This is a genomic window from Pseudomonas sp. TH06 (assembly GCF_016651305.1).
In the GTDB taxonomy this organism is placed as follows: domain Bacteria; phylum Pseudomonadota; class Gammaproteobacteria; order Pseudomonadales; family Pseudomonadaceae; genus Aquipseudomonas.
This window is the reverse complement of the sequence record NZ_JAEKEC010000004.1, coordinates 151,109-172,509: the sequence shown is the minus strand read 5'-3', so window position 1 is coordinate 172,509 and position 21,401 is coordinate 151,109. Positions and strand designations below refer to the sequence as shown.

Here is a 21,401-nt window from a genome sequence, read left to right as displayed (position 1 = left end):
CTTACTCTCAAGAGTGCAATTTCCTCAGGTTGTGTCCGCGTATGACAGGCGAAATGAACATCCTCCCGCTCCCGCCAACCACCCCGGCGACCGTTCGCCCGCAGGTGGGGGAACTGCTCAAGCTGCTGACGCCAGTTGAAGGCTTGATCGGTGCCGGGCAGAGCGCCAAGGCCGAGGTGTTATCGCTCAAACAGGCGGATCAGACGTTTCAATTGCTGCTGAAGGTGACGCTGGACAGCGGACGGCAGACCACCGTGCAGGCGACCAGCAATCTGCCGCTGGCGCAGGGCACCAGCCTGGCGATCACCCAGCCGTCGGCGGGCAATCTGGCGATTACCGTGCAACAAGCGATCGCCAGCAGCGTGGCCACCCTCACCCGCATCGATACCGCGCAATTGCCGGTCGGCACGTTGCTGCAAGGCAAGGTGCTGACCTCGCAGGTGCTGCCGCAGACGCCGGGGCAAGCGACAGTCTTTCGCTCGATGGTCAGCCTGCTCAACACCGCATTGAGCGGCAGCACCTTGAGCATCGACAGCCCGCAACCGCTGCGCATCGGCACCCTGCTCTCGGCGCTGGTGGAAGATTCGCAAACCTTGAAATTCCTGCCGATGAGCAGCCGTCAGGAGCAGTTGGCGGTGAGCCAGCAACTGGTCGGCCAGCAAAGTCGTCAGGCATCGCTCGGCGGTTTATTGAACGCACTGCAAAACCTGCCGACCGATACCGATCAAACATCGGCCGATTTACGCGCAGCGGTCGACAAATTGCTTGCCGGCCTGCCTGACGTGCAGCAACTGAGCACGCCGAAAGGTCTGGCGATGGCGCTGGCCAACAGCGGCATGTTTCTCGAAGCCAAACTGCTGACAGGCCAGAATCCGACGCTGGCCCCGGACATGAAAGCCGATCTGCTCAAGTTGATCGCGCAACTCACCCCTGGCCTGCCCGGCAACACCAATCTGAATGCGATCATCGCCGCCAACACCCTGGCGCAGGCCATGCCGAGTTTCGTCCGCAACGCCCTCGGCATGCTCGGTCAAGTCAGTGCCAAACCGTTGCCAAACAGTTTCCCGCTGCCCGACCGACTGCTGCAAAGCCAGGACGGTGAAGGTGATCTGGAACATTTGCTGCGCCTTGCCGCCGCCGCTGTTTCCCGCCTGCAAAGCCATCAGTTGTCGAGCCTTGAACAGACCGGCGTCACCGATGACGGGCGCCTGCTCAGCACCTGGCAACTGGAAATCCCCATGCGTAACTTGCAGGACATCGTGCCGTTGCAGGTCAAGTTCCAGCGCGAAGAAGCGCCGGAGAAAGAGCCGCAACCGAACGAGCGGCGCGACGAACGCGAGCCCAAGCAACAATTGTGGCGCGTTGATCTGGCGTTCGACATGGAACCGCTCGGGCCAATGCAGATTCAGGCACAGTTGATCGCCGGCAGCCTCTCGAGTCAGCTGTGGGCCGAACGGCCGTACACCGCTGACCTGATCGAAAACAACCTGTTCGCTCTACGCCAGCGTCTGCTTGATCGCGGGCTGAACGTCGGCGACATTGACTGCCACCACGGCACGCCGCCGCAGGGCAACCAAACCCGCCTCGACCACCGCTGGGTTGACGAAACCGCATGAATGACACCACCACCCCACGCCAGGCCATCGCCCTCAAATACGACGGCAACCACGCCCCGACCCTCACCGCCAAGGGTGACGAGGAACTGGCCGAGGAAATCCTGCGGATCGCCCGCGACTGTGAAGTGCCGATCTACGAGAACGCCGAACTGGTACGACTGTTGGCGCGCATGGAACTGGGCGACAGCATTCCCGAAGAGCTGTATCGCACCATTGCCGAGATCATCGCGTTTGCGTGGAACCTGAAAGGGAAATTCCCCGAGGGACACGACCCGGATGCACCGATGGTCGAGAAGGACATCACCGAACGCGGGGATGATTACTGAGGATTTGAGGGCCCCATCGCGAGCAGGCTCACTCCTACATTGGAACGCATTTCAAATGTAGGAGTGAGCCTGCTCGCGATGGCGATTTCAGTTCTTGTGAAGTTTACGCATCAACTCCGCCTCAGCCTGGGTCAACCCGCAGGACTGAGTCAGTTCATCAACGCTCGCGCCCATGCCTACCAGTTTCGCCGCCTGGGCGAACGACAGGCTCGATGGATCGCGCTGTTCCAGCGCAACAATCTTGTCCGGCAACGGCCCGACTACCGCGCGCAGCTCGTGCAGGGCTTCGCCCATGCGCACGTTACCGTTCTGGTAGTCGTCCACTCGCTTGGCCAGGTCCTTGATGCGCTGATCACGCAGCGCATCGCCCTGAGCCTGTTGCGCAGCGATCACTCGCTGCGCCTTGATGTACGCCAGAAACATTGCCAGCGTGCCTGCCCAGAAAAGGAACAGGACAATGACCGCAACCTCGAGAATCAATCAGATGCTCTCCAGTTCCGACCATTCTTCTTCGCTCATCATCTTGTCCAGCTCGACCAGGATCAGCAACTCGTTGTTCTTGTTGCACACGCCCTGGATGAACTTGGCCGACTCTTCGTTACCGACGTTCGGTGCGGTTTCGATCTCCGACTGACGCAGGTAAACCACTTCAGCCACGCTGTCGACCATGATGCCGACCACTTGCTTGTCGGCTTCGATGATGACGATACGGGTGTTGTCGCTGATCTCACCGCTGTTCAGGCCGAAGCGCTGACGGGTGTCGATCACGGTGACCACGTTACCGCGCAGGTTGATGATGCCCAGCACGTAGCTTGGCGCACCCGGCACCGGAGCGATCTCGGTGTAGCGCAGGACTTCCTGAACGCGCATCACGTTGATGCCGTAGGTTTCGTTGTCCAGCTTGAAGGTCACCCATTGCAGGATCGGATCTTCGGAACCCTTTGCCGCCGTAGCCTTGTCGTTCATACCCTAGCCCCTCGAAGTACCGCGCTCGCGGTGTATGTTCTGTGCCCCGTCATGCGAATGCCGGCGCCTGTCTTTTATGTAAGTGTCATGTCGGTTTGTGGTTCGGCTTAATGCCGGACATGTGCTTTGCCCCGCCACTGGCGATCAACTCGGCCAGTGCCGATACATCAAGCAAGGCGCACATGTGTTCAATCACCGTGCCGGCGAGCCATGGCCGCTGACCTCGATGACTTCTCCATTTGATTTCATTCGGATCAAGACGCAACGAACGGCTGACCTGGTGCACCGCCAGGCCCCACTCGTAACCTTGTACCGAAATCACGTACTGCAAGCCCTGACGGAAGTCATCGCGATAGCGATCCGGCATGACCCAGCGCGCGGTATCCAGAACCTTCAGATTCCCGGCCTGGCTCGGCAGGATGCCGAGGAACCATTCCGGTTGCCCGAACAGCGGCGTCAGCTCATGCCCGGCCAGCGAATAGATCGAGCCGAGGCACACCAGCGGCACCGCCAGCGTCAGCCCGGCAACGTCGAACAACAGGCATTCGAACGCTTCGGAAGCCCAGGCTGGACGGCCGTCGGTTTCCACCGGCGGCGGGGTGTTGCTCGGCGGCAGATGCACCTCCACCAGTGGCGGCACCAGCGTCTGTTCGACGGGTGCGGGCGCCACGGGCACAGGCTCGGCCACGAGCGGTTCCGGCGCGGTTTTCAGCAGCTGGGTTTGCAGCAGTGGCGCCAATGTCGAAACCGATGCGCGAACCTCTTCAATCAATGTCACCGGAGCCTTGGTCACCGCTACCGCAGCGGCAGGCGCGGCAACCGGCTTCACAGCCTGTTGCGCATCACGCGCCTGCTCTTCCAGCACCGCGGCCTGGAACTCATCCAGCGCCGCCGCACTTTCCACCACTTCAGGCTCCGCCACGACTGCCACCGGCAACTCGTCAGGAATTTCCTGCAGCAAACTGTCCAGATAAGACTGCAAGGCCAACTGCGGCTTCGACGTCAACTTCAACGGCCGATTCATACGCAACCCCATGTAGGAGCTGCGGAACGCTGCGATCTTTTGATCTGTTCAGGAACACCGCCAAGCGAGATCAAAAGATCGCAGCCTGCGGCAGCTCCTACACGAATAGAGATCATGCTCATGCCACCTGCGGAACAAGTTGTTGCGCCAACAGATGCTTGAGCAGCGCGCGGTAGGCCAGCACGCCACGGCTCTTGCCGTCGAATTGCGAAGGCGTGACACCGGCACGGCTGGCATCGCGCAGACGGGTATCGACCGGGATATAACCCTGCCAGATCTCTTCCGGGAATTTGTCACGCAGCACACGCAACGTATGCATCGATGCCTGGGTACGACGGTCAAACAGGGTCGGCACGATGCTGAACGGCAGCGCCTGTTTGCGCGAGCGGTTGATCATCGCCAAGGTGTTGACCATGCGCTCCAGACCTTTGACGGCCAGGTGCTCGGTCTGCACCGGGATCACCAGTTGCTGGCTCGCCGCGAGGGCGTTGACCATCAGCACACCGAGTAACGGCGGGCTGTCGATGACGGCGTAATCGAAGTCCTGCCACAGTTGCGCCAGACTCTTGGCGATTACCAGACCCAAGCCACTCTGCCCCGGCGACTGACGCTCAAGGGTGGCAAGTGCAGTACTCGACGGCAACAGGGAAATGCGTTCGTCGCTGGTCGACAACAGCAACTGCCCGGGCAGGCCTTGCGGCACCGAGCCCTTGTGCAGAAACAGGTCGTAATTGCTGTGTTCCAGGCTGTCGGGGTCGTAGCCGAAATAGCTGGTCATCGAGCCGTGCGGGTCGAGATCGACCACAACCACGCGCTTGCCCGCCTCTGCCAGCAAACCGGCTAAAGCGATGGAAGAAGTGGTTTTACCAACACCACCCTTTTGATTGGCGACTGCCCAGACTCTCATTCAGTTCGTTCCTCCCGGCCGAGATGCTCGACCGAGACATGGCTCAGCGTATTAATGCGGGCGACGGAGAATTGACGGCACTCTCGCGTCCCGGCGTCTTGACCGGGGTCGGTGCAGTTTGTGTGCCAGCCCGCTTCAGTGCGGCGTCCGGTTGCGCATTGGCAGTTCCGGTGCCCGTGAGGCTGCGGCGCACATCGAGGTTGCGCGACACCACCAGCACCACACGACGGTTCTTTGCGCGGCCTTCAGCCGTGGCGTTGTTGGCCACTGGCTGGAACTCGCCGTAACCCACCGAGGCGAGACGACCGGGGTTCACGCCCTGCATCGCCAGCATGCGCACGATGCTCGCCGAACGCGCCGAGGACAGTTCCCAGTTGGTCGGGTACTGCGCGGTGCGGATCGGTTGATCGTCGGTGAAACCTTCAACGTGGATCGGGTTGTCGAACGGCTTGAGGATCGCCGCCACCTTGTCGATGATGTTGAACGCGATGTCGCTCGGCATGGCGTCGCCGCTGCCGAACAACAGGCTGGAGTTGAGCTCGATTTCGACCCACAACTCGTTGCCGCGCACAGTCATCTGGTTGGAGCTGATCAGATCGCCGAACGCTGCGCTGATGTCATCGGCGATGCTCTTCAGCGGGTCACTGGCCCCGGCGATACCGGCGTCGACCTGCTCGGCATCCTTGACCAGCGGCTTGGCCGGGGTCACGGTCTTCGGTCGCTCGTCGCCGATCGGGATCGGTTTCAGCGAGCGGTCGGAGTCGGTAAAGACGCCGATCAGCGCTTCGGAAATAACCTTGTACTTGCCTTCGTTGATCGACGAGATCGAGTACATGACCACGAAGAAAGCGAACAGCAGCGTGATGAAGTCGGCGTAGGACACGAGCCAGCGCTCGTGATTAACGTGTTCTTCCTGATGCCTGCGACGAGCCATAGTCCATTACCCCCATCAATCCATGAAGCCCTGAAGCTTCAACTCGATAGAGCGCGGGTTTTCACCTTCGGCGATCGACAAGATACCTTCCAACAACATTTCGCGATAACGCGACTGTCGCAACGCGATTGACTTCAGTTTGGCCGCGACCGGCAACAGGATCAGGTTGGCACTGGCCACGCCGTAGATGGTCGCGACGAATGCCACGGCAATGCCGCTGCCCAATTGCGTCGGGTCGGCGAGATTGCCCATCACATGGATCAGGCCCATCACCGCGCCGATGATGCCGATGGTCGGCGCGTAGCCGCCCATGCTTTCAAAGACTTTCGCCGCCTCGATGTCGCGGGCTTCCTGAGTGTAGAAATCCACTTCGAGGATGCTGCGAATCGCTTCCGGCTCGGCGCCATCGACCAGCAGTTGCAGGCCTTTGCGCGAGTAGCTGTCGGGTTCGGCATCGGCCACGCCTTCCAGACCGAGCAGACCTTCCTTGCGTGCGGTGAGGCTCCAGTTGACCACGCGGTCGATGCCGCCGGCGAGGTCCACGCGTGGCGGAAAGAAGATCCAGGCGAGGATCTGCATCGCGCGTTTGAACGCGCTCATCGGCGATTGCAGCAGCGCGGCACCGATGGTGCCGCCCAGTACAATCAGTGCCGCCGGGCCGTTGGCCAGCGCACCGAGGTGACCACCTTCAAGGTAGTTGCCGCCGATGATGGCGACGAACGCCATGATGATCCCGATAAGGCTTAGAACATCCATCAGATACACGCCTCGACGATGTGCTTGCCGATGTCGTCGAGGCTGTATACCGCGTCGGCAAGGTCGGCTTTAACGATGGCCATCGGCATGCCGTAGATCACGCAGCTGGCCTCATCTTGTGCCCACACCGAGCTGCCGCCCTGCTTGAGCAGACGTGCACCTTCACGGCCGTCGGCGCCCATGCCAGTCAACACCACCGCCAGAACTTTGTCGCCGTAGGATTTCGCTGCCGAACCGAACGTGATGTCCACGCACGGCTTGTAGTTCAGACGCTCGTCGCCCGGGAGGATTTTCACCGCGCCACGGCCGTCGATCATCATTTGTTTGCCACCCGGGGCCAGCAACGCCAGGCCCGGACGCAGGATGTCGCCATCCTCGGCTTCCTTGACGCTGATGCGGCAGAGCTTGTCGAGGCGTTCAGCGAAGGCCTTGGTGAACGCTGCCGGCATGTGCTGGATCAGCACGATCGGCGCCGGGAAGTTGGCCGGCAATTGTGTCAACACGCGCTGCAGGGCAACCGGGCCGCCCGTCGACGTACCGATGGCAACCAGTTTGTAGGCCTTGCGTTTCGGTGCCGGCGACGAAGCGCTGGCAGCCGGAGCACGCGTCGGAGCTGGTGCAGGCGCCGGACGTACCGGGGCGCTGGTGCTGTGGCTGCTGAAACTCGACGCGCTGGCAGCAGGTGTCGGTGCAGGTGCTGGAGCAGCCACCGGAGCCGGCGTGCTGTAGGCACTGAAACGACGGTTGCTGCGCGAGATGCTATGGACCTTCTCGCACAGCAGTTGCTTGACCTTCTCCGGATTACGCGAGATGTCTTCGAAATTCTTCGGCAGGAAATCCACCGCGCCGGCATCCAGCGCATCGAGGGTTACCCGAGCACCTTCATGCGTCAGCGAGGAGAACATCAACACCGGGGTCGGGCAGCGCTGCATGATGTGCCGCACCGCCGTGATGCCGTCCATCATCGGCATCTCGTAGTCCATGGTGATCACGTCCGGCTTGAGGGCCAGGGCCTGATCGATCGCCTCTTTACCGTTGGTGGCCGTACCGACCACCTGGATGCTCGGATCCGCTGAAAGAATTTCCGAGACGCGGCGGCGGAAAAAACCCGAATCGTCCACCACCAGGACTTTGACTGCCATAAACACTCCATTAGGCGCAGCGGGACGTTATCGCCCCGCCGCCCCGGATTCAAATACGCCGTGCGGCGTAACGCTTGAGCATGCTTGGAACATCGAGAATCAGTGCAATACGGCCGTCACCAGTGATGGTGGCGCCGGACATGCCCGGAGTCCCTTGCAGCATTTTGCCCAATGGCTTGATGACCACTTCTTCCTGACCAACCAGTTGATCGACGACGAAGCCGATCCGCTGAGTGCCCACCGACAGGATCACCACATGGCCTTCGCGCTGCTCTTCGTGAGCGGCGGAGCTGACCAGCCAGCGCTTGAGGTAGAACAATGGCAAGGCCTTGTCCCGCACGATCACCACTTCCTGGCCGTCGACGACGTTGGTGGTCGACAGGTCGAGGTGGAAGATTTCGTTGACGTTGACCAACGGGAACGCAAAAGCCTGATTGCCGAGCATGACCATCAGGGTTGGCATGATCGCGAGGGTCAGCGGCACCTTGATGACGATTTTCGAACCCTGGCCCTTGGTCGAGTAGATGTTGATCGAACCGTTGAGCTGGGAAATCTTGGTCTTCACCACGTCCATGCCGACACCACGGCCGGACACGTCGGAGATCTCGGTCTTGGTCGAGAAACCCGGGGCGAAAATCAGGTTGTAGCACTCGGTATCGCTCAGGCGATCAGCCGCGTCCTTGTCCATCACACCGCGCTTTACCGCGATGGCACGCAGGACGTTCGGGTCCATGCCTTTGCCGTCATCGGAAATCGACAGCAGGATGTGGTCGCCTTCCTGTTCGGCCGCCAGTACCACGCGACCGCCACGGGCCTTGCCCGACGCTTCGCGTTCTTCCGGCGACTCGATACCGTGGTCGACCGCGTTGCGCACCAAGTGGACCAGCGGGTCGGCCAGGGCCTCGACAAGGTTTTTGTCGAGGTCGGTTTCTTCGCCGACCAGTTCCAGGTTGATCTCTTTCTTCAACTGACGCGCAAGGTCGCGAACCAGACGCGGGAAGCGCCCGAAGACCTTCTTGATCGGCTGCATCCGGGTCTTCATCACCGCGGTCTGCAAGTCAGCCGTGACCACGTCGAGGTTCGACACAGCCTTTTGCATGGCTTCATCGCCACTGTTGAGACCCAGGCGCACCAGACGGTTACGCACCAGCACCAGCTCGCCAACCATGTTCATGATTTCATCGAGACGTGCGGTGTCGACCCGTACGGTGGTCTCGGCTTCGCTCGCCGGTTTTTCCGGTGGCGGTGCAGCGGCAGCACGGGCCGGAGCCGGTGCAGCAGCGGCAGCCGGTTTTGGCGCTTCGGCTTTCGGTTCAGGCTTGGCGGCAGGCTTCGGCGCAGCCGTCGCGGCAGCGGCCGGGGCCTTGGCGACAGGCGTGGCGACAGTCGAGGCGGAGCCCGCAGCAGCGGTGCCGACTTCAGTGAACTTGCCTTTACCGTGCAATTCATCGAGCAGCGATTCGAACTCGTGATCGCTGATCAGATCGCTGCCGGCAGCGGCGGCGGCCGGTGCGGCAGACGCAGGGGCCGAGGCAATGGCCGACTCCAGCGCTTCGACGGCGAAGTTGCCTTTGCCGTGCAACTGATCGAGCAGTGCTTCGAATTCGTCGTCGGTGATGTCCGAGCTGTCGCCTGCTGCCGGAGCTGCAGGTTTGGCCGCCGCTGGCGCGACGGCGTCAGCTGCAAATTGACCTTTGCCGTGCAACTGATCGAGCAGTGATTCGAACTCGGCGTCAGTGATTTCATCGCTGGCTGCCTCGGCGGCAGTTTGCGCAGGTGCAGCAGCAGCGGCCGGAGCTTCCGCTTCAGCCTTGACGGCGTTCAGCGAATCCAGCAGCTGTTCAAATTCGTTATCGGTGATGTCGCCCGAATCGCCTTCGACGACCAGTTCTTCGATCATCTCGGCCACCGGCGAAACCGCGGCTTGATCCGCCGATTGCGGCTCGGCCAGACGCGCCAGCGCCGCCAGCAGTTCCGGCGTCGCAGCGGTGATCGGTGCACGCTCGCGGACTTCGCTGAACATGCTGTTCACCGCGTCCAGTGCTTCGAGGACAACGTCCATCAGTTCTGCATCAACGCGACGCTCACCCTTACGGAGGATGTCGAACACGTTTTCGGCGATGTGACAGCACTCCACCAGCTCATTGAGCTGAAGGAAGCCGGCGCCCCCTTTTACAGTGTGGAAACCGCGAAAAATTGCGTTGAGCAAATCTGCGTCATCCGGACGGCTTTCCAGCTCGACCAGTTGCTCGGACAGTTGCTCAAGAATCTCGCCGGCCTCAACCAGGAAATCCTGAAGGATCTCTTCATCGGCGCCGAAGCTCATTAATGGGGTGCTCCTACAGGTCTAAAAACCTAAACTCAAAATCCAAGGCTGGATAGCAAATCGTCCACATCGTCCTGACCGGACACAACGTCTTCTCGTTTATCGGCATGAATCTGCGGACCTTCACCCTGCGAGAGATGTTTTTGTGGATCTTTTTCTGCAAGCATCGCCGCACGGTCATGTTCGATGCCCGCAAAGCGGTCCACCTGACTGGCCATGAGCACGAGTTTGAGCAAATTGCTTTCGACTTCGGTGACCAGTTGGGTCACACGCTTGATCACTTGACCGGTAAGGTCCTGGTAATCCTGAGCCAGCAGGATGTCGTTCAGATTGCTCGACACCGCACGGTTGTCCGTGCTGCTGCGTGACAGAAAACCGTCGACCCGGCGCGCCAGTTCGCGGAACTCTTCAGCTCCGACTTCACGACGCATGAAACGCCCCCAGTCGGTACTCAAGGCCTGGGCTTCTTCAGCCAGACCATTGACCACCGGCGTGGCGCTTTCCACCAGATCCATGGTGCGGTTGGCCGCGGCTTCTGTCAGTTTGACCACATAGCCCAGGCGTTCGGTGGCGTCGGTAATTTGCGACACTTCCTCGGCCTGCGGCATATGCGGATCGATCTGGAAGTTGACGATCGCACTGTGCAGTTCACGTGTGAGCTTGCCGACTTCCTGATACAGGCCACGGTCACGGGTCTGATTGAGCTCATGGATCAGTTGCACAGCGTCGCCGAACCTGCCTTTTTCAAGGCTCTCGACCAGTTCGACCGCGTGTTTTTTCAGGGTCGACTCGAAATCGCCCTGTGAAGATTCGTTATGCTCCATAGCTCCCCCGCGCGTCATCAGCCGATGCGTTCGAAAATCTTCTCGATTTTGTCTTTCAACGCCTGAGCCGTGAAAGGTTTGACCACGTAGCCGTTCACACCGGCCTGAGCGGCCTCGATGATTTGCTCGCGCTTGGCTTCAGCGGTCACCATCAACACGGGCAGATGCTTGAGTTTTTCATCGGCACGTACGTGGCGCAGCAGGTCGATACCGGTCATGCCCGGCATGTTCCAGTCCGTTACCAGAAAGTCGATGCTGCCGCTGTTGAGCACCGGAATGGCGGTAGTGCCATCGTCAGCCTCGACGGTATTGGTGAACCCAAGATCGCGCAGCAGGTTCTTGATGATCCGCCGCATCGTTGAGAAGTCATCAACGATGAGGATTTTCATGTCTTTGTTCAATTCGACCTCCAAGCAGTCTTAAACGCGCCCAGCACCTGGACGCGCCACTTCAATCAATCGGCGCAGCACTCGAAGACTGTCTGGAGCACAACAGAGCAAGACCGGTGCCGTTCATCACCGCACCAGCCTCGTTCGCAGTGTCCCCACACTGCCTTCAGCGCGCTCGCCACTCCCCCAAACGCCCCCGCAAACGGGCCGCGCACTGGCTGTGTAACTGGCTGACCCGCGATTCACTGACGCCAAGGACTTCACCGATCTCCTTGAGGTTCAGCTCTTCGTCGTAGTACAGCGCCAACACCAGTCGCTCACGCTCCGGCAAATTGGCAATCGCGTCCGCCAGCGCCGCCTGGAAGCGTTCATCTTCCAGATCGCGTGACGGCTCAAGATGAGCACTGGCGCCATCCTCGTGCAGCCCTTCGTGTTCGCCGTCCTGCAAGAGGTCGTCGAAACTGAACAAGCGACTGCCCAGGGTGTCATTCAAAATCCCGTAGTAATCGTCGAGACTCAATTGGAGTTCGGCCGCAACCTCGTGATCTTTAGCATCACGGCCGGTTTTAGCTTCAATTGCCCGAATTGCGTCGCTGACCATACGGGTGTTGCGGTGAACCGAGCGTGGTGCCCAGTCCCCTTTGCGCACTTCGTCGAGCATCGCGCCGCGGATTCGAATGCCCGCGTACGTTTCGAAACTGGCGCCCTTGCTGGCGTCATATTTGGTCGAGACTTCAAGCAGACCGATCATCCCGGCCTGAATCAGATCCTCGACCTGCACACTCGCCGGCAATCGCGCCAGCAGGTGGTAGGCGATGCGTTTGACCAGTGGCGCGTAACGCTCGATCAACTCGTACTGCGCGTCACGTGCCGACTTCTTGTAGTAGTTCATACCGCTGGCGGTCATAACACAGGCCCTGCCGTTTGCTGCACGAGGCGCTCGACGAAAAACTCAAGGTGGCCGCGCGGGTTGGCAGGCAAAGGCCAGGTATCGACCTTCTGCGCGATCGCCTTGAACGCCAGCGCGCACTTGGAACGCGGGAAAGCTTCATAGACCGCTCGCTGCTTCTGCACTGCCTTGCGCACGCTTTCGTCGTAGGGCACGGCGCCGACGTATTGTAGGGCCACATCAAGGAAGCGATCCGTGACCTTGGTCAACTTGGCGAACAGGTTGCGACCTTCTTGCGGGCTCTGCGCCATGTTGGCGAGGACGCGGAAGCGGTTCATGCCGTAATCGCGGTTGAGCAGTTTGATCAGTGCGTAAGCGTCGGTGATCGAGGTCGGCTCGTCGCAGACCACCAGCAACACTTCCTGCGCTGCGCGAACAAAACTGACTACTGAGTCACCAATACCCGCAGCGGTGTCGATCACCAGTACATCGAGATTGTCGCCAATGTCACTGAACGCCTGAATCAGACCGGCATGTTGCGCCGGGCTCAGGTGAACCATGCTCTGGGTGCCGGACGCGGCCGGCACGATGCGGATCCCGCCGGGACCCTGCAACAGCACGTCGCGCAACTCGCAGCGGCCTTCGATCACGTCGGCCAGGGTGCGTTTGGGCGTCAGGCCCAGCAGAACGTCGACGTTCGCCAGTCCCAGATCGGCGTCCAGCAGCATGACCCGACGGCCAAGCTCTGCCAGCGCCAGAGACAAGTTCACTGACACGTTAGTCTTGCCGACGCCACCTTTGCCGCCGGTCACCGCGATCACCTGTACGGGATGCATGCTGCCCATGTTATTTCTTTACCTTGTCTTGCATAGACGGAGGCCACATTACTGGCTGCGCGTTCACAACCGGAACAATGCATGGCAGACCATCGATGTAGGTACAAAAACTGTTCATGATTACCTCAGCCAACCTGCTTGGTCGGGCTGTGATAGATATCAGCGAACATGTCGGCCATGGCTTCTTCGCTGGGTTCTTCCTGCATTTGCACGCTGACGGCGCGGCTGACCAGTTGATGACGGCGCGGCAGATGCAAATCATCCGGAATCCGTGGGCCATCGGTCAGGTACGCGACCGGCAATTCATGACTGATCGCCAGGCTCAACACTTCGCCGAGGCTGGCCGTTTCATCCAGTTTAGTCAGGATGCACCCGGCGAGCCCGCAACGCTTGTAACTGTGATAAGCGGCGGTTAGAACCTGTTTCTGGCTGGTGGTTGCCAGCACCAGATAATTTTTTGAGCGAATGCCACGTCCGGCCAGGCTTTCGAGCTGCATGCGCAGGGCTGGATCGCTGGCTTGCAGGCCGGCGGTATCGATCAGCACCACGCGTTTGCGCAGCAGTGGATCCAGCGCCTGGACCAGCGACTGGCCCGGGTCGACGTGGGTCACTGGCACGTTAAGAATCCGCCCCAGTGTCTTCAGTTGTTCCTGCGCACCGATGCGGAAACTGTCCATGCTCACCAGCGCGACATTCTGCGCGCCGTACTTGAGCACATAGCGCGCAGCGAGCTTGGCCAGCGTGGTGGTCTTGCCCATGCCGGCAGGGCCGACCATGGCGATCACACCGCCCTCTTCGAGCGGCTCGACTTCCGGTACGGCAATCATCCGCGCCAGGTGCGCCAACAGCATGCGCCAGGCCTGACGAGGCTCTTCAATGTCAGTGATCATCGCCAACAGGTCACGCGACAACGGCCCGGACAGACCGATCCGTTGCAGTCGGCGATACAGATTGGCTTGCGCCGGGCGGCTGCCTTGCAGCTGATTCCAGGCGAGCGTACCGAGCTGCACTTCCATCAGTTCACGCAGGCTGTTCAATTCAAAACGCATCGAATCCAGCGCACGCGGATCGACACCGCCGGAGGACTGCGAAGGCGCCGGGGCCGGACGCGCCGGAGCGGCGTAAGTCGGCTCGCTCAGCGGTTCAGCGGCAGTCAGCGGCAGGCCTGCGGTCAACGGCAACCCGGCAAAGATCTGACGATTGCTATTGCCGTCGGCTTCGCCACGCAGGCTCAATTCGGCCTGGGCGGTAACGATGCGCGACTGGGTCTTGCGCAGCTCGTCTTCGAGTTCCATGTTCGGAACCCGTGGCGCCAGCGCCGACAATTTGTAATCCAGTGCCGCCGTCAACTCGACACCGCCGGCAATGCGGCGATTGCCAATGATGGCGGCATCAGCGCCCAGCTCATCACGAACCAGCTTCATGGCCTGACGCATATCGGCGGCAAAGAAACGCTTAACTTGCATAAACCACTACCTCAGCCGTTGGGCCCTACTGTCGCAACGATGGTCACTTGCTTGTTGTCCGGTATTTCCTGGTAGGCCAGCACGTGTAGCCCTGGGACCGCGAGGCGGCCGAAACGCGAGAGCATCGCGCGGATCGGGCCTGCTACCAACAGGATCACCGGCTGACCTTGCATTTCCTGACGCTGCGCCGCTTCGATGAGCGACCGTTGCAGCTTCTCGGCCATGCTTGGCTCCAGCAGAACGCCCTCTTCCGAGCCTTGTCCTGCCTTCTGCAGACTATTGAGCAATATTTGTTCCAACCTTGGCTCCAAGGTGATCACAGGCAGCTCGGACTCAGTGCCTACAATGCTTTGGACGATGGCGCGAGATACGCCGACCCGCACCGCAGCCACCAGCGCGGCGGTATCTTGACTCTTCGCGGCGTTGTTGGCGATGGCCTCGGCGATGCTGCGGATGTCGCGTACCGGCACGTGTTCGGCCAACAGCGCCTGCAGAACCTTGAGCAATTGCGACAGCGTAACCACACCCGGCACCAGCTCTTCGGCCAGTTTCGGCGAGCTTTTGGCCAGCAATTGCATGAGTTGCTGGACTTCTTCGTGACCGATCAGCTCGCTGGAATGCTTGTACAGAATCTGGTTCAAGTGCGTCGCGACCACGGTACTGGCGTCAACTACGGTGTAACCCAGCGATTGCGCCTGAGCGCGCTGGCTGATTTCGATCCACACCGCCTCGAGGCCGAAAGCCGGATCTTTGGCGTTGATGCCGTTGAGCGTGCCGTAGACCTGGCCCGGGTTGATCGCCAGTTCGCGATCCGGATAGATCTCCGCTTCGGCGAGGATCACGCCCATCAGGGTCAGGCGATAGGCGCTGGGCGCCAGATCGAGGTTGTCGCGGATGTGCACGGTCGGCATGAGGAAGCCCAGATCCTGCGAGAGCTTCTTGCGCACGCCCTTGATCCGCGCCAGCAGTTGCCCGCCCTGATTGCGGTCCACCAGCGGGATCAGGCGATAACCGACTTCGAGGCCGATCATGTCGATCGGCGTCACGTCATCCCAGCCAAGCTCCTTGGTTTCCATGGCGCGGGCCGGCGATGGCAGCAATTCCTGCTGGCGCTGAACCTCTTGCAGTGCCTGAACCTTGGCGACGTTCTGCTTTTTCCAGAACAGGTACGCGCCGCCAGCAGCCAGTGCCGCCATGCTCAGGAACGAGAAGTGCGGCATGCCCGGCACCAGGCCCATGACCGCCATCAAACCTGCGGCCACCGCCAGCGCTTTTGGCGAGGCGAACATCTGGCGATTGATCTGCTTGCCCATGTCTTCCGAGCCGGAAGCACGGGTCACCATGATCGCTGCTGCTGTTGATAACAACAGTGATGGCAATTGCGCCACCAAACCGTCACCAATGGTCAGCAAGGCGTAAACCTTGCCGGCGTCGCCGAAGCTCATGTTGTGCTGGAAGATACCGACAGCCATGCCGCCGATGAGGTTGATGAACAGAATCAGCAGGCCGGCGATGGCGTCACCACGGACGAACTTGCTGGCACCGTCCATCGAACCGTAGAACTCGGCCTCTTGCGCCACTTCGGAACGACGCGCCTTGGCCTGGTTCTGGTCGATCAGACCGGCGTTGAGGTCGGCGTCGATCGCCATTTGTTTGCCGGGCATCGCATCGAGGGTGAAACGCGCGCTCACCTCGGAAATCCGCCCGGCACCCTTGGTCACCACGACGAAGTTGATGATCATCAGGATCGCGAAGACCACGATACCGACCACGTAGTTGCCGCCGATCACCACCTCACCGAAGGCCTGGATCACCTTACCGGCGGCGGCGTGGCCGTCCTGACCGTGGAGCATTACCACCCGCGTCGACGCCACGTTCAACGCCAGCCGCAGTAACGTCGCGACCAGCAGAATGGTCGGGAACACCGCAAAATCCAGCGGCCGCAGCGCGTACACGCAGACCAGCAGAACGACGATCGAAAGCGCGATATTGAAGGTGAAGAACACGTCCAGCAGGAACGGCGGCACCGGCAACATCATCATCGCCAGCATCACCAGCAACAGCAACGGCACACCCAGATTGCCTCGACTGAGGTCGGCAACGTTTGTGCGTGCAGTGTTGAATAACTGAGAGCGATCCACCGGTTTTCCCCGTTCCTTTAAAGCAAACTTTTGACGCCCAGAGCGGACGTACGGCGGCTATTGCAAGAAACCTTCCAACTTTTGCGCAGGCAAAAAAAATCGCAGCCTGCGGCAGCTCAACGGGGTTATCCCGCCCATTGAACTGCCGAAAACGGCGATCACGGCGCGTTCAGTAGCGACACGCCCCTACCTCGGTAACTATGTCGGGAAATACCCCATTGCGCGAGAGCGGGTCGCCCCATCCGTTAAATGTACGTTGCGACTCCCCATGACCCCGTTGCTGACCAGCAACGAGTGTTCGAGTACATAGATGTTCGGGTATGAAAGATTGATCGAAACAAATCGTCCGTAATACAAACCCCGCCCGCCATAAATGGGCGTAACGTCGATAAAGTTGTTATGCAAAATCCCCCATCCCATAGGTTGTCCACCGTTGTCCATGCTGACGGCACCGAACTGTCTGAACCAGGCGGCTGCCTGAGCTGCGGTCATGAACGAGTTGTTTAAAATCAACCTGTGAACATTCATCACCCGCACGGGATAGGAAATCTGTTTTTCATCGGCATCGGTCACAGTGATAGTGGTCGATTGATTACTCAGCCCCGTAACCTTGCCATTGGCATCGACCGATGCGATGCCGGGGTTGGCTGAACGATAGGTGTAAGGTGGCCGGCCACCCGTTGGAACGCGCACCCGCACATTGTTGGCGACCTCGCGTTCGCGTAATCCATAAGCGGTGCCACCCAACAATTTCCAGCCATTCAAAAGCATCAGTTGAGTATCAATCGCCAATGCTTCAGTGACCTTGACGGTATACCGCGCCACTGGAAGCATCAGCGCCGTCTCCTCGTTGTCCATACTGCCCAGTGCGATTTTGCAAGTCACCTCACAGGTAGACAGATCCTTGAGTGCATAGAACCAGCCTCGCGCGGCCTTAACGCTGATGCCCTGAGAGATTTCTTCGGCAGTCAGCGCGGTGCCGGGACGCAATAGCAAAGGATCAACGCCCTCGCTGGCGACCGTGATCCACACTCGCTGCCCGACCTCGGCGACAGGCAACGGCGGCTTGACCACGCACGTGAGGTCAGTCTGGATGATTCTCAGATCGATAAACGGCACCGCTCCTGCTTCAACAATATGCGGGCGGGTCAAGACGGGATCCCTGTCGCTGATTGTTTTGACCGTCAATATCAAAGGCCTGGACAGAATAGTCTTGCCATTCCTGATCAGCTCAAAGTTGATTTCTACCTGTGCCCCACGATTTTCCGCAATGAATGACGGCCTCAGTGAAAAAAATGCAACGTTGTCAGCATTCAACGATTGAGCAGTGAATGTCGGAGAGCCCTCACCCGGCGCCCCCTTGACCAGCAGGCGCACTTGGTCTCCCGGGCGTGGACTGGCCACATGTACACGCGCTCGGGCACCGCCATTATTTTCCAGCGGGTCAAGTACGCCATCAGGCGCACGGCGTACAGTCGGCGGCTGCAACGATTGCGCCGGGTCTCCGATGTACAACTCGAGAAGCGCGGATGACTGTGGCAGATCTTCTGGCCGCTCGATCCACCAAAGCAGACTGAAAAACTGCTCCCGATAGAACTCGATAGCCTCGCCACCCAGCCAGAACTCCAGATCCTTGCCTACCCTTGAGTGCTCAATCGGTAAGCGGTCCCGAAATACCACCCCGCCTGCATCCCCTCGCCCCTCCAAATGCACCACGTCTCCCAAACGGGTATAGGAAGCCGCCGCGACCTGGATATCCGTTCCATACGGCACATGCGCGGGATTGAGCACACCATCGATGACGCCAATCACAACCGGCGCAGGCAATACGGGTTTGAAATCGTCCACACGCGCATTCATCGTTTCCGAAACCAGCGCAGGATTCAAAGTGGCATGACTGGCCTCATAGGAGACATTGACCGCCCCCCGGATCAACGGGGCAATGTCCTTGGCAGTTACGCTGAAGGCAATGGCTTGGCCGACCAACTGATCACTGACGTCACGATAGGTTTGATACAGGTGCGGACGCCCAGAGGCACTGGTTCCCGCCCATGTCAATGTGACTCTGAACCCCTTCTTGATCCGGGTATCGGGACCGCACAACACCACGGTTCGGCTTAGCGCAGGATCCAGAGTGCCGCCTACCGCATCCGTTATCCACGGCGCCGGTAGCCGCAAAGTCTTACCTTGCAACGTGAAGATATAGATCTCCGAACGATCCTGTTTACCATCTGCTTTTGTGCGCAGGTAATCGACTTGCACCTGCCCACAAGCACTGGCAAGCACGATTGGATTTGGAATTTGGAAAGACTGAATCCCGAGGCGAGTGATCGGTTGCTCTTCACTGTGTTCGACCACCTCGCCGCTCTGCGTCGTAGCCGCCCATCGCAACAGCAGTTTCTCACCCCGCGCAAAACCACTGCTCGTAATCACCTGAACAGCCAAGTCGTCGAAACCCACCTCATCAAGGCTGACCAGGTCGTCGTCGGCAAGAGGAACGAATACCGGATCAAGCCAGGCATTGGCGGGATCACTGACGACTGTAGTGCGCTCTGAAAAGTCGCTGACGTTCTCCACCTGATCTTCGATCTGATAGACCAGCACCGCCGGGTCGGCGGGACCTGCATCGCGGATATTTTCTGGCGTAATGAAAACACTGATGTCCGATCCGACCTCGCTCTCCAGCACCGTGTGGGGAGTGACAGCAATGCCATGGAAACAGAGCTTCAACTTGTCCCCCTTGGTCATGAAGGGCCACCGAGGGATGATCGCTGTGACCCCCTCGGCAGCGACATCCTTATCAATGACCTGACCAGGGGCCAACTGGAGTCGAGCCGGCTTGAGTCGTTGATGACCAGGCAAGTCCGGCTCGGGATCGTTGCCGCCCGGCGGATCGATCTTGAACCAGACTTCGAGTTCCCGCCCCTCGGGTGGCTGACCGCTTTTGCGCAGAATTTCATAACGCAAAGTATGAACACCGGCCGGGACATCCTTCGCAGCGATGTGCATCACCACATCAAGATTATCGTGATCCGCAGGCAACACCGACGTGGCAACCAGTGTTTTACCCACGTACAGCCGAATGGTGTCCTCTGCGGCCATGTTCGTATAAGCCTGAACCAGCACCCGGAGCCCCTTGGCACTCGTATAAAGCAAGGGACGGTTGACCCCCACTTGCGCCGGCGCAAAATCGATGTTGGTGAACTGCCCGGGAATATTGGGCGCATACAGGGAAAAGAGCCCCAGACCACCGCTCGAATCGAAGGGAACAATGTCGTATTGCGCATCGTCAATTTCGTCCAGAATCGGCATTACCATTAAGCCAATCATTGCCCTGCTCCTGAAAAGATCCGTGCGGTTTGCCAAGGATATGGAGCGGCCATTGAAAACTTGATGCGAATAATCGACCACTGTCAGAACTAACAGGTACACGCTTTTTTCTGACGAACGGCACAGACGTCAACCGGAAAATATCTTCAAAGGACAGTGTGTCAGTCTCACCACTGTCACCGTGATTGAGGAATCGCGGCGTAGATGGGGCGCAATCGCGCAACGGGTCATGCTGGCTGGGCTAGCGGTTAATCGAGGGCTGAATATTGTGGAGTTGCCGTAGGCTGCAATCTTTTGCTTTTAAACACCAACGTTTAAATGAAACTCCAAGACACGTAATCAGGCTACAGATTCTTGCGTAATTGCCTACAGCTACGCCAGAATCCGCCGGCTTGTGCGCTTTGGGGGTGGGTTCTATTGTGGGTCGGTCGCTGACGAATCAGCGATCGGGTTTAGCGACTCGAACTCAAGTCAAAGGTGCATCAGCGTTCCAGGCTTCGTTGCGGATCTGTATTTTCGCGATTTCGTCATGGTGGCTGTATGCGGGAGACCTTCGGGTCTGCCGGGTGCCTTTGACCGGTTCGCTAACCTGCGTACAGCCGCCACCCCTCTTGTTTAGCGACAGGATTGGGCGGCTCCACTTCAAAGGAGCTTCACCATGATCAAACCAACACCCAACCCGCCCGAGACCGATCCCACCTCCCCCTACGAATCCCTCGATTCGAAAAAGCTCAACGAAGCCGCCGACCGCGCCCTCGATCACTACCTCTGCCCGCCTGGGTCTACGCCGCCTCCCCGTAGAGTCCGCAGGATGTATGCCGTCACCGCCGACTTCAAAAACGAGGAGATGCTGGCCGATGCCAGCGAAACGCTCGCTTCAGCCAGAACCATCGCCAATGACTTCGCCCATCTCGTACCTGCGTCGCAGCGCAGGACGCTGCTGGGCATCGCGCAGTTGATCATGCTCGGCGAACTGGCGGTGAATCGGGTGATGGATAATCTGGAGTTGCCCCAGTAGCGTCTCCCCCGATGATCGTTCCCACGCTCTGCGTGGGAACGATCAGAAAAAAAACCGCCGCCCGTTGACTCGGGGCGGCGGTTTTTTCGTGTCAGCTGCTTTACGGTCGGTTGCTCAATACCGGAGGATTTTTACTTTTCCATTCTTGTTCCTGGGCAATTCGAACTCGACCTCGCCGCCCACCTTGACGTTCGCATGCTGGGCATCGGGCAATGGAATGCTGAATCGGTACTCTTTGGCAGTCAGAAAAAAACCAGTGGCTTCGGCAAAGGAAAGGGATCGTCCCGTTTGCTTCGGCGTGATGGTGCCTCTTCCGGTTTTTTCATCGTAGCTGCTGAAAATACCTTTCATTGACTTGCTCCCCTGCACTCGCCTGTCTGACCGCGCCAGTGCGCGGCCGCACCTTGTATCAGACTGCAAAATCACGGCGACCGCACCTGTCAGAGTTGACAGTAAACGGGAGTCTTAGACAAATGGCCGCACAGCAAAGTCAGCAATCGCGCCGCAAACC

General features: G+C 59.5%; 19 protein-coding genes. 3 read left to right on the top strand and 16 right to left on the bottom strand.

Annotation, left to right across the window (positions count from 1 at the left end; all coding sequences use genetic code 11):
• The first annotated feature begins 41 nt into the window (after nt 1-41).
• Both JFT86_RS28010 and JFT86_RS28005 read left to right on the top strand, forming a co-directional pair.
• Nucleotides 42-1,616: a flagellar hook-length control protein FliK gene (locus JFT86_RS28010; RefSeq protein WP_201239282.1), complete on the top strand. Its 1,575-nt coding sequence runs from the start codon at nt 42-44 to the stop codon at nt 1,614-1,616.
• Nucleotides 1,613-1,942 carry an EscU/YscU/HrcU family type III secretion system export apparatus switch protein gene (locus JFT86_RS28005; RefSeq protein ID WP_201239281.1) on the top strand — a complete coding sequence of 110 codons (330 nt, stop codon included), beginning with the start codon at nt 1,613-1,615 and terminating at the stop codon, nt 1,940-1,942. Before JFT86_RS28010 ends, JFT86_RS28005 begins: the two co-directional genes overlap by 4 nt.
• An 87-nt stretch (nt 1,943-2,029) precedes the next feature.
• Here the strand turns inward: JFT86_RS28005 and JFT86_RS28000 are convergent, their stop codons facing one another.
• The 15 genes from JFT86_RS28000 to JFT86_RS27930 form a co-directional block, all read right to left on the bottom strand.
• On the bottom strand, nt 2,030-2,422 hold the full coding sequence (locus tag JFT86_RS28000; protein WP_123533722.1) for a DUF2802 domain-containing protein: 393 nt from the start codon (nt 2,420-2,422) through the stop codon (nt 2,030-2,032).
• Nucleotides 2,423-2,908 carry a chemotaxis protein CheW gene (locus JFT86_RS27995; protein WP_126361291.1) on the bottom strand — a complete coding sequence of 162 codons (486 nt, stop codon included), beginning with the start codon at nt 2,906-2,908 and terminating at the stop codon, nt 2,423-2,425. It lies immediately after the preceding gene.
• An 85-nt stretch (nt 2,909-2,993) separates the two neighbouring features.
• The gene (locus JFT86_RS27990) at nt 2,994-3,932 is read right to left on the bottom strand and encodes a CheW domain-containing protein (RefSeq protein ID WP_201239280.1); all 939 of its coding nucleotides are present in this window, start codon (nt 3,930-3,932) and stop codon (nt 2,994-2,996) included.
• Nucleotides 3,933-4,050: 118 nt separating this feature from the next.
• Nucleotides 4,051-4,839, bottom strand: a complete 789-nt coding sequence (locus tag JFT86_RS27985; protein ID WP_007919990.1) for a ParA family protein — start codon at nt 4,837-4,839, stop codon at nt 4,051-4,053.
• Between the two features lie 43 nt (nt 4,840-4,882).
• The gene (gene motD / locus JFT86_RS27980) at nt 4,883-5,773 is read right to left on the bottom strand and encodes a flagellar motor protein MotD (protein ID WP_201239279.1); all 891 of its coding nucleotides are present in this window, start codon (nt 5,771-5,773) and stop codon (nt 4,883-4,885) included.
• 15 nt (nt 5,774-5,788) lie between these two features.
• The gene (locus tag JFT86_RS27975; RefSeq protein WP_095190692.1) at nt 5,789-6,529 is read right to left on the bottom strand and encodes a flagellar motor protein; all 741 of its coding nucleotides are present in this window, start codon (nt 6,527-6,529) and stop codon (nt 5,789-5,791) included.
• Entirely contained in the window at nt 6,529-7,671 is a 1,143-nt protein-coding gene (locus JFT86_RS27970) for a chemotaxis response regulator protein-glutamate methylesterase (RefSeq protein WP_201239278.1), read from the bottom strand. The genes JFT86_RS27975 and JFT86_RS27970 overlap by 1 nt, the downstream gene beginning before the upstream one ends.
• A 49-nt stretch (nt 7,672-7,720) precedes the next feature.
• Nucleotides 7,721-9,997 (bottom strand): chemotaxis protein CheA, encoded by a 2,277-nt coding sequence (locus tag JFT86_RS27965; RefSeq protein WP_201239277.1) that lies wholly within the window; start codon nt 9,995-9,997, stop codon nt 7,721-7,723.
• A 35-nt stretch (nt 9,998-10,032) separates the two neighbouring features.
• Nucleotides 10,033-10,821, bottom strand: coding sequence for a protein phosphatase CheZ (locus JFT86_RS27960; protein ID WP_027613919.1), 789 nt, complete (start codon nt 10,819-10,821; stop codon nt 10,033-10,035).
• A 17-nt stretch (nt 10,822-10,838) separates the two neighbouring features.
• The gene (locus tag JFT86_RS27955; RefSeq protein WP_024012118.1) at nt 10,839-11,210 is read right to left on the bottom strand and encodes a chemotaxis response regulator CheY; all 372 of its coding nucleotides are present in this window, start codon (nt 11,208-11,210) and stop codon (nt 10,839-10,841) included.
• A 166-nt stretch (nt 11,211-11,376) separates the two neighbouring features.
• Nucleotides 11,377-12,117, bottom strand: a complete 741-nt coding sequence (gene fliA / locus JFT86_RS27950; protein ID WP_003222919.1) for an RNA polymerase sigma factor FliA — start codon at nt 12,115-12,117, stop codon at nt 11,377-11,379.
• Nucleotides 12,114-12,944, bottom strand: a complete 831-nt coding sequence (fleN, locus tag JFT86_RS27945; RefSeq protein WP_003222917.1) for a flagellar synthesis regulator FleN — start codon at nt 12,942-12,944, stop codon at nt 12,114-12,116. The genes fliA and fleN overlap by 4 nt, the downstream gene beginning before the upstream one ends.
• Nucleotides 12,945-13,060: 116 nt before the next feature.
• Nucleotides 13,061-14,401 (bottom strand): flagellar biosynthesis protein FlhF, encoded by a 1,341-nt coding sequence (gene flhF, locus JFT86_RS27940; protein WP_201239276.1) that lies wholly within the window; start codon nt 14,399-14,401, stop codon nt 13,061-13,063.
• Between the two features lie 11 nt (nt 14,402-14,412).
• Nucleotides 14,413-16,542: a flagellar biosynthesis protein FlhA gene (gene flhA / locus JFT86_RS27935; protein ID WP_201239275.1), complete on the bottom strand. Its 2,130-nt coding sequence runs from the start codon at nt 16,540-16,542 to the stop codon at nt 14,413-14,415.
• Nucleotides 16,543-16,740: 198 nt separating this feature from the next.
• Nucleotides 16,741-19,872: an Ig-like domain-containing protein gene (locus JFT86_RS27930; protein WP_201239274.1), complete on the bottom strand. Its 3,132-nt coding sequence runs from the start codon at nt 19,870-19,872 to the stop codon at nt 16,741-16,743.
• Between the two features lie 658 nt (nt 19,873-20,530).
• Here JFT86_RS27930 and JFT86_RS27925 point away from each other — a divergent pair.
• The gene (locus tag JFT86_RS27925) at nt 20,531-20,890 is read left to right on the top strand and encodes a hypothetical protein (RefSeq protein ID WP_201239273.1); all 360 of its coding nucleotides are present in this window, start codon (nt 20,531-20,533) and stop codon (nt 20,888-20,890) included.
• Nucleotides 20,891-21,004: 114 nt separating this feature from the next.
• Here the strand turns inward: JFT86_RS27925 and JFT86_RS27920 are convergent, their stop codons facing one another.
• Nucleotides 21,005-21,241, bottom strand: coding sequence for a hypothetical protein (locus tag JFT86_RS27920; protein ID WP_201239272.1), 237 nt, complete (start codon nt 21,239-21,241; stop codon nt 21,005-21,007).
• Nucleotides 21,242-21,401 lie beyond the last annotated feature (160 nt).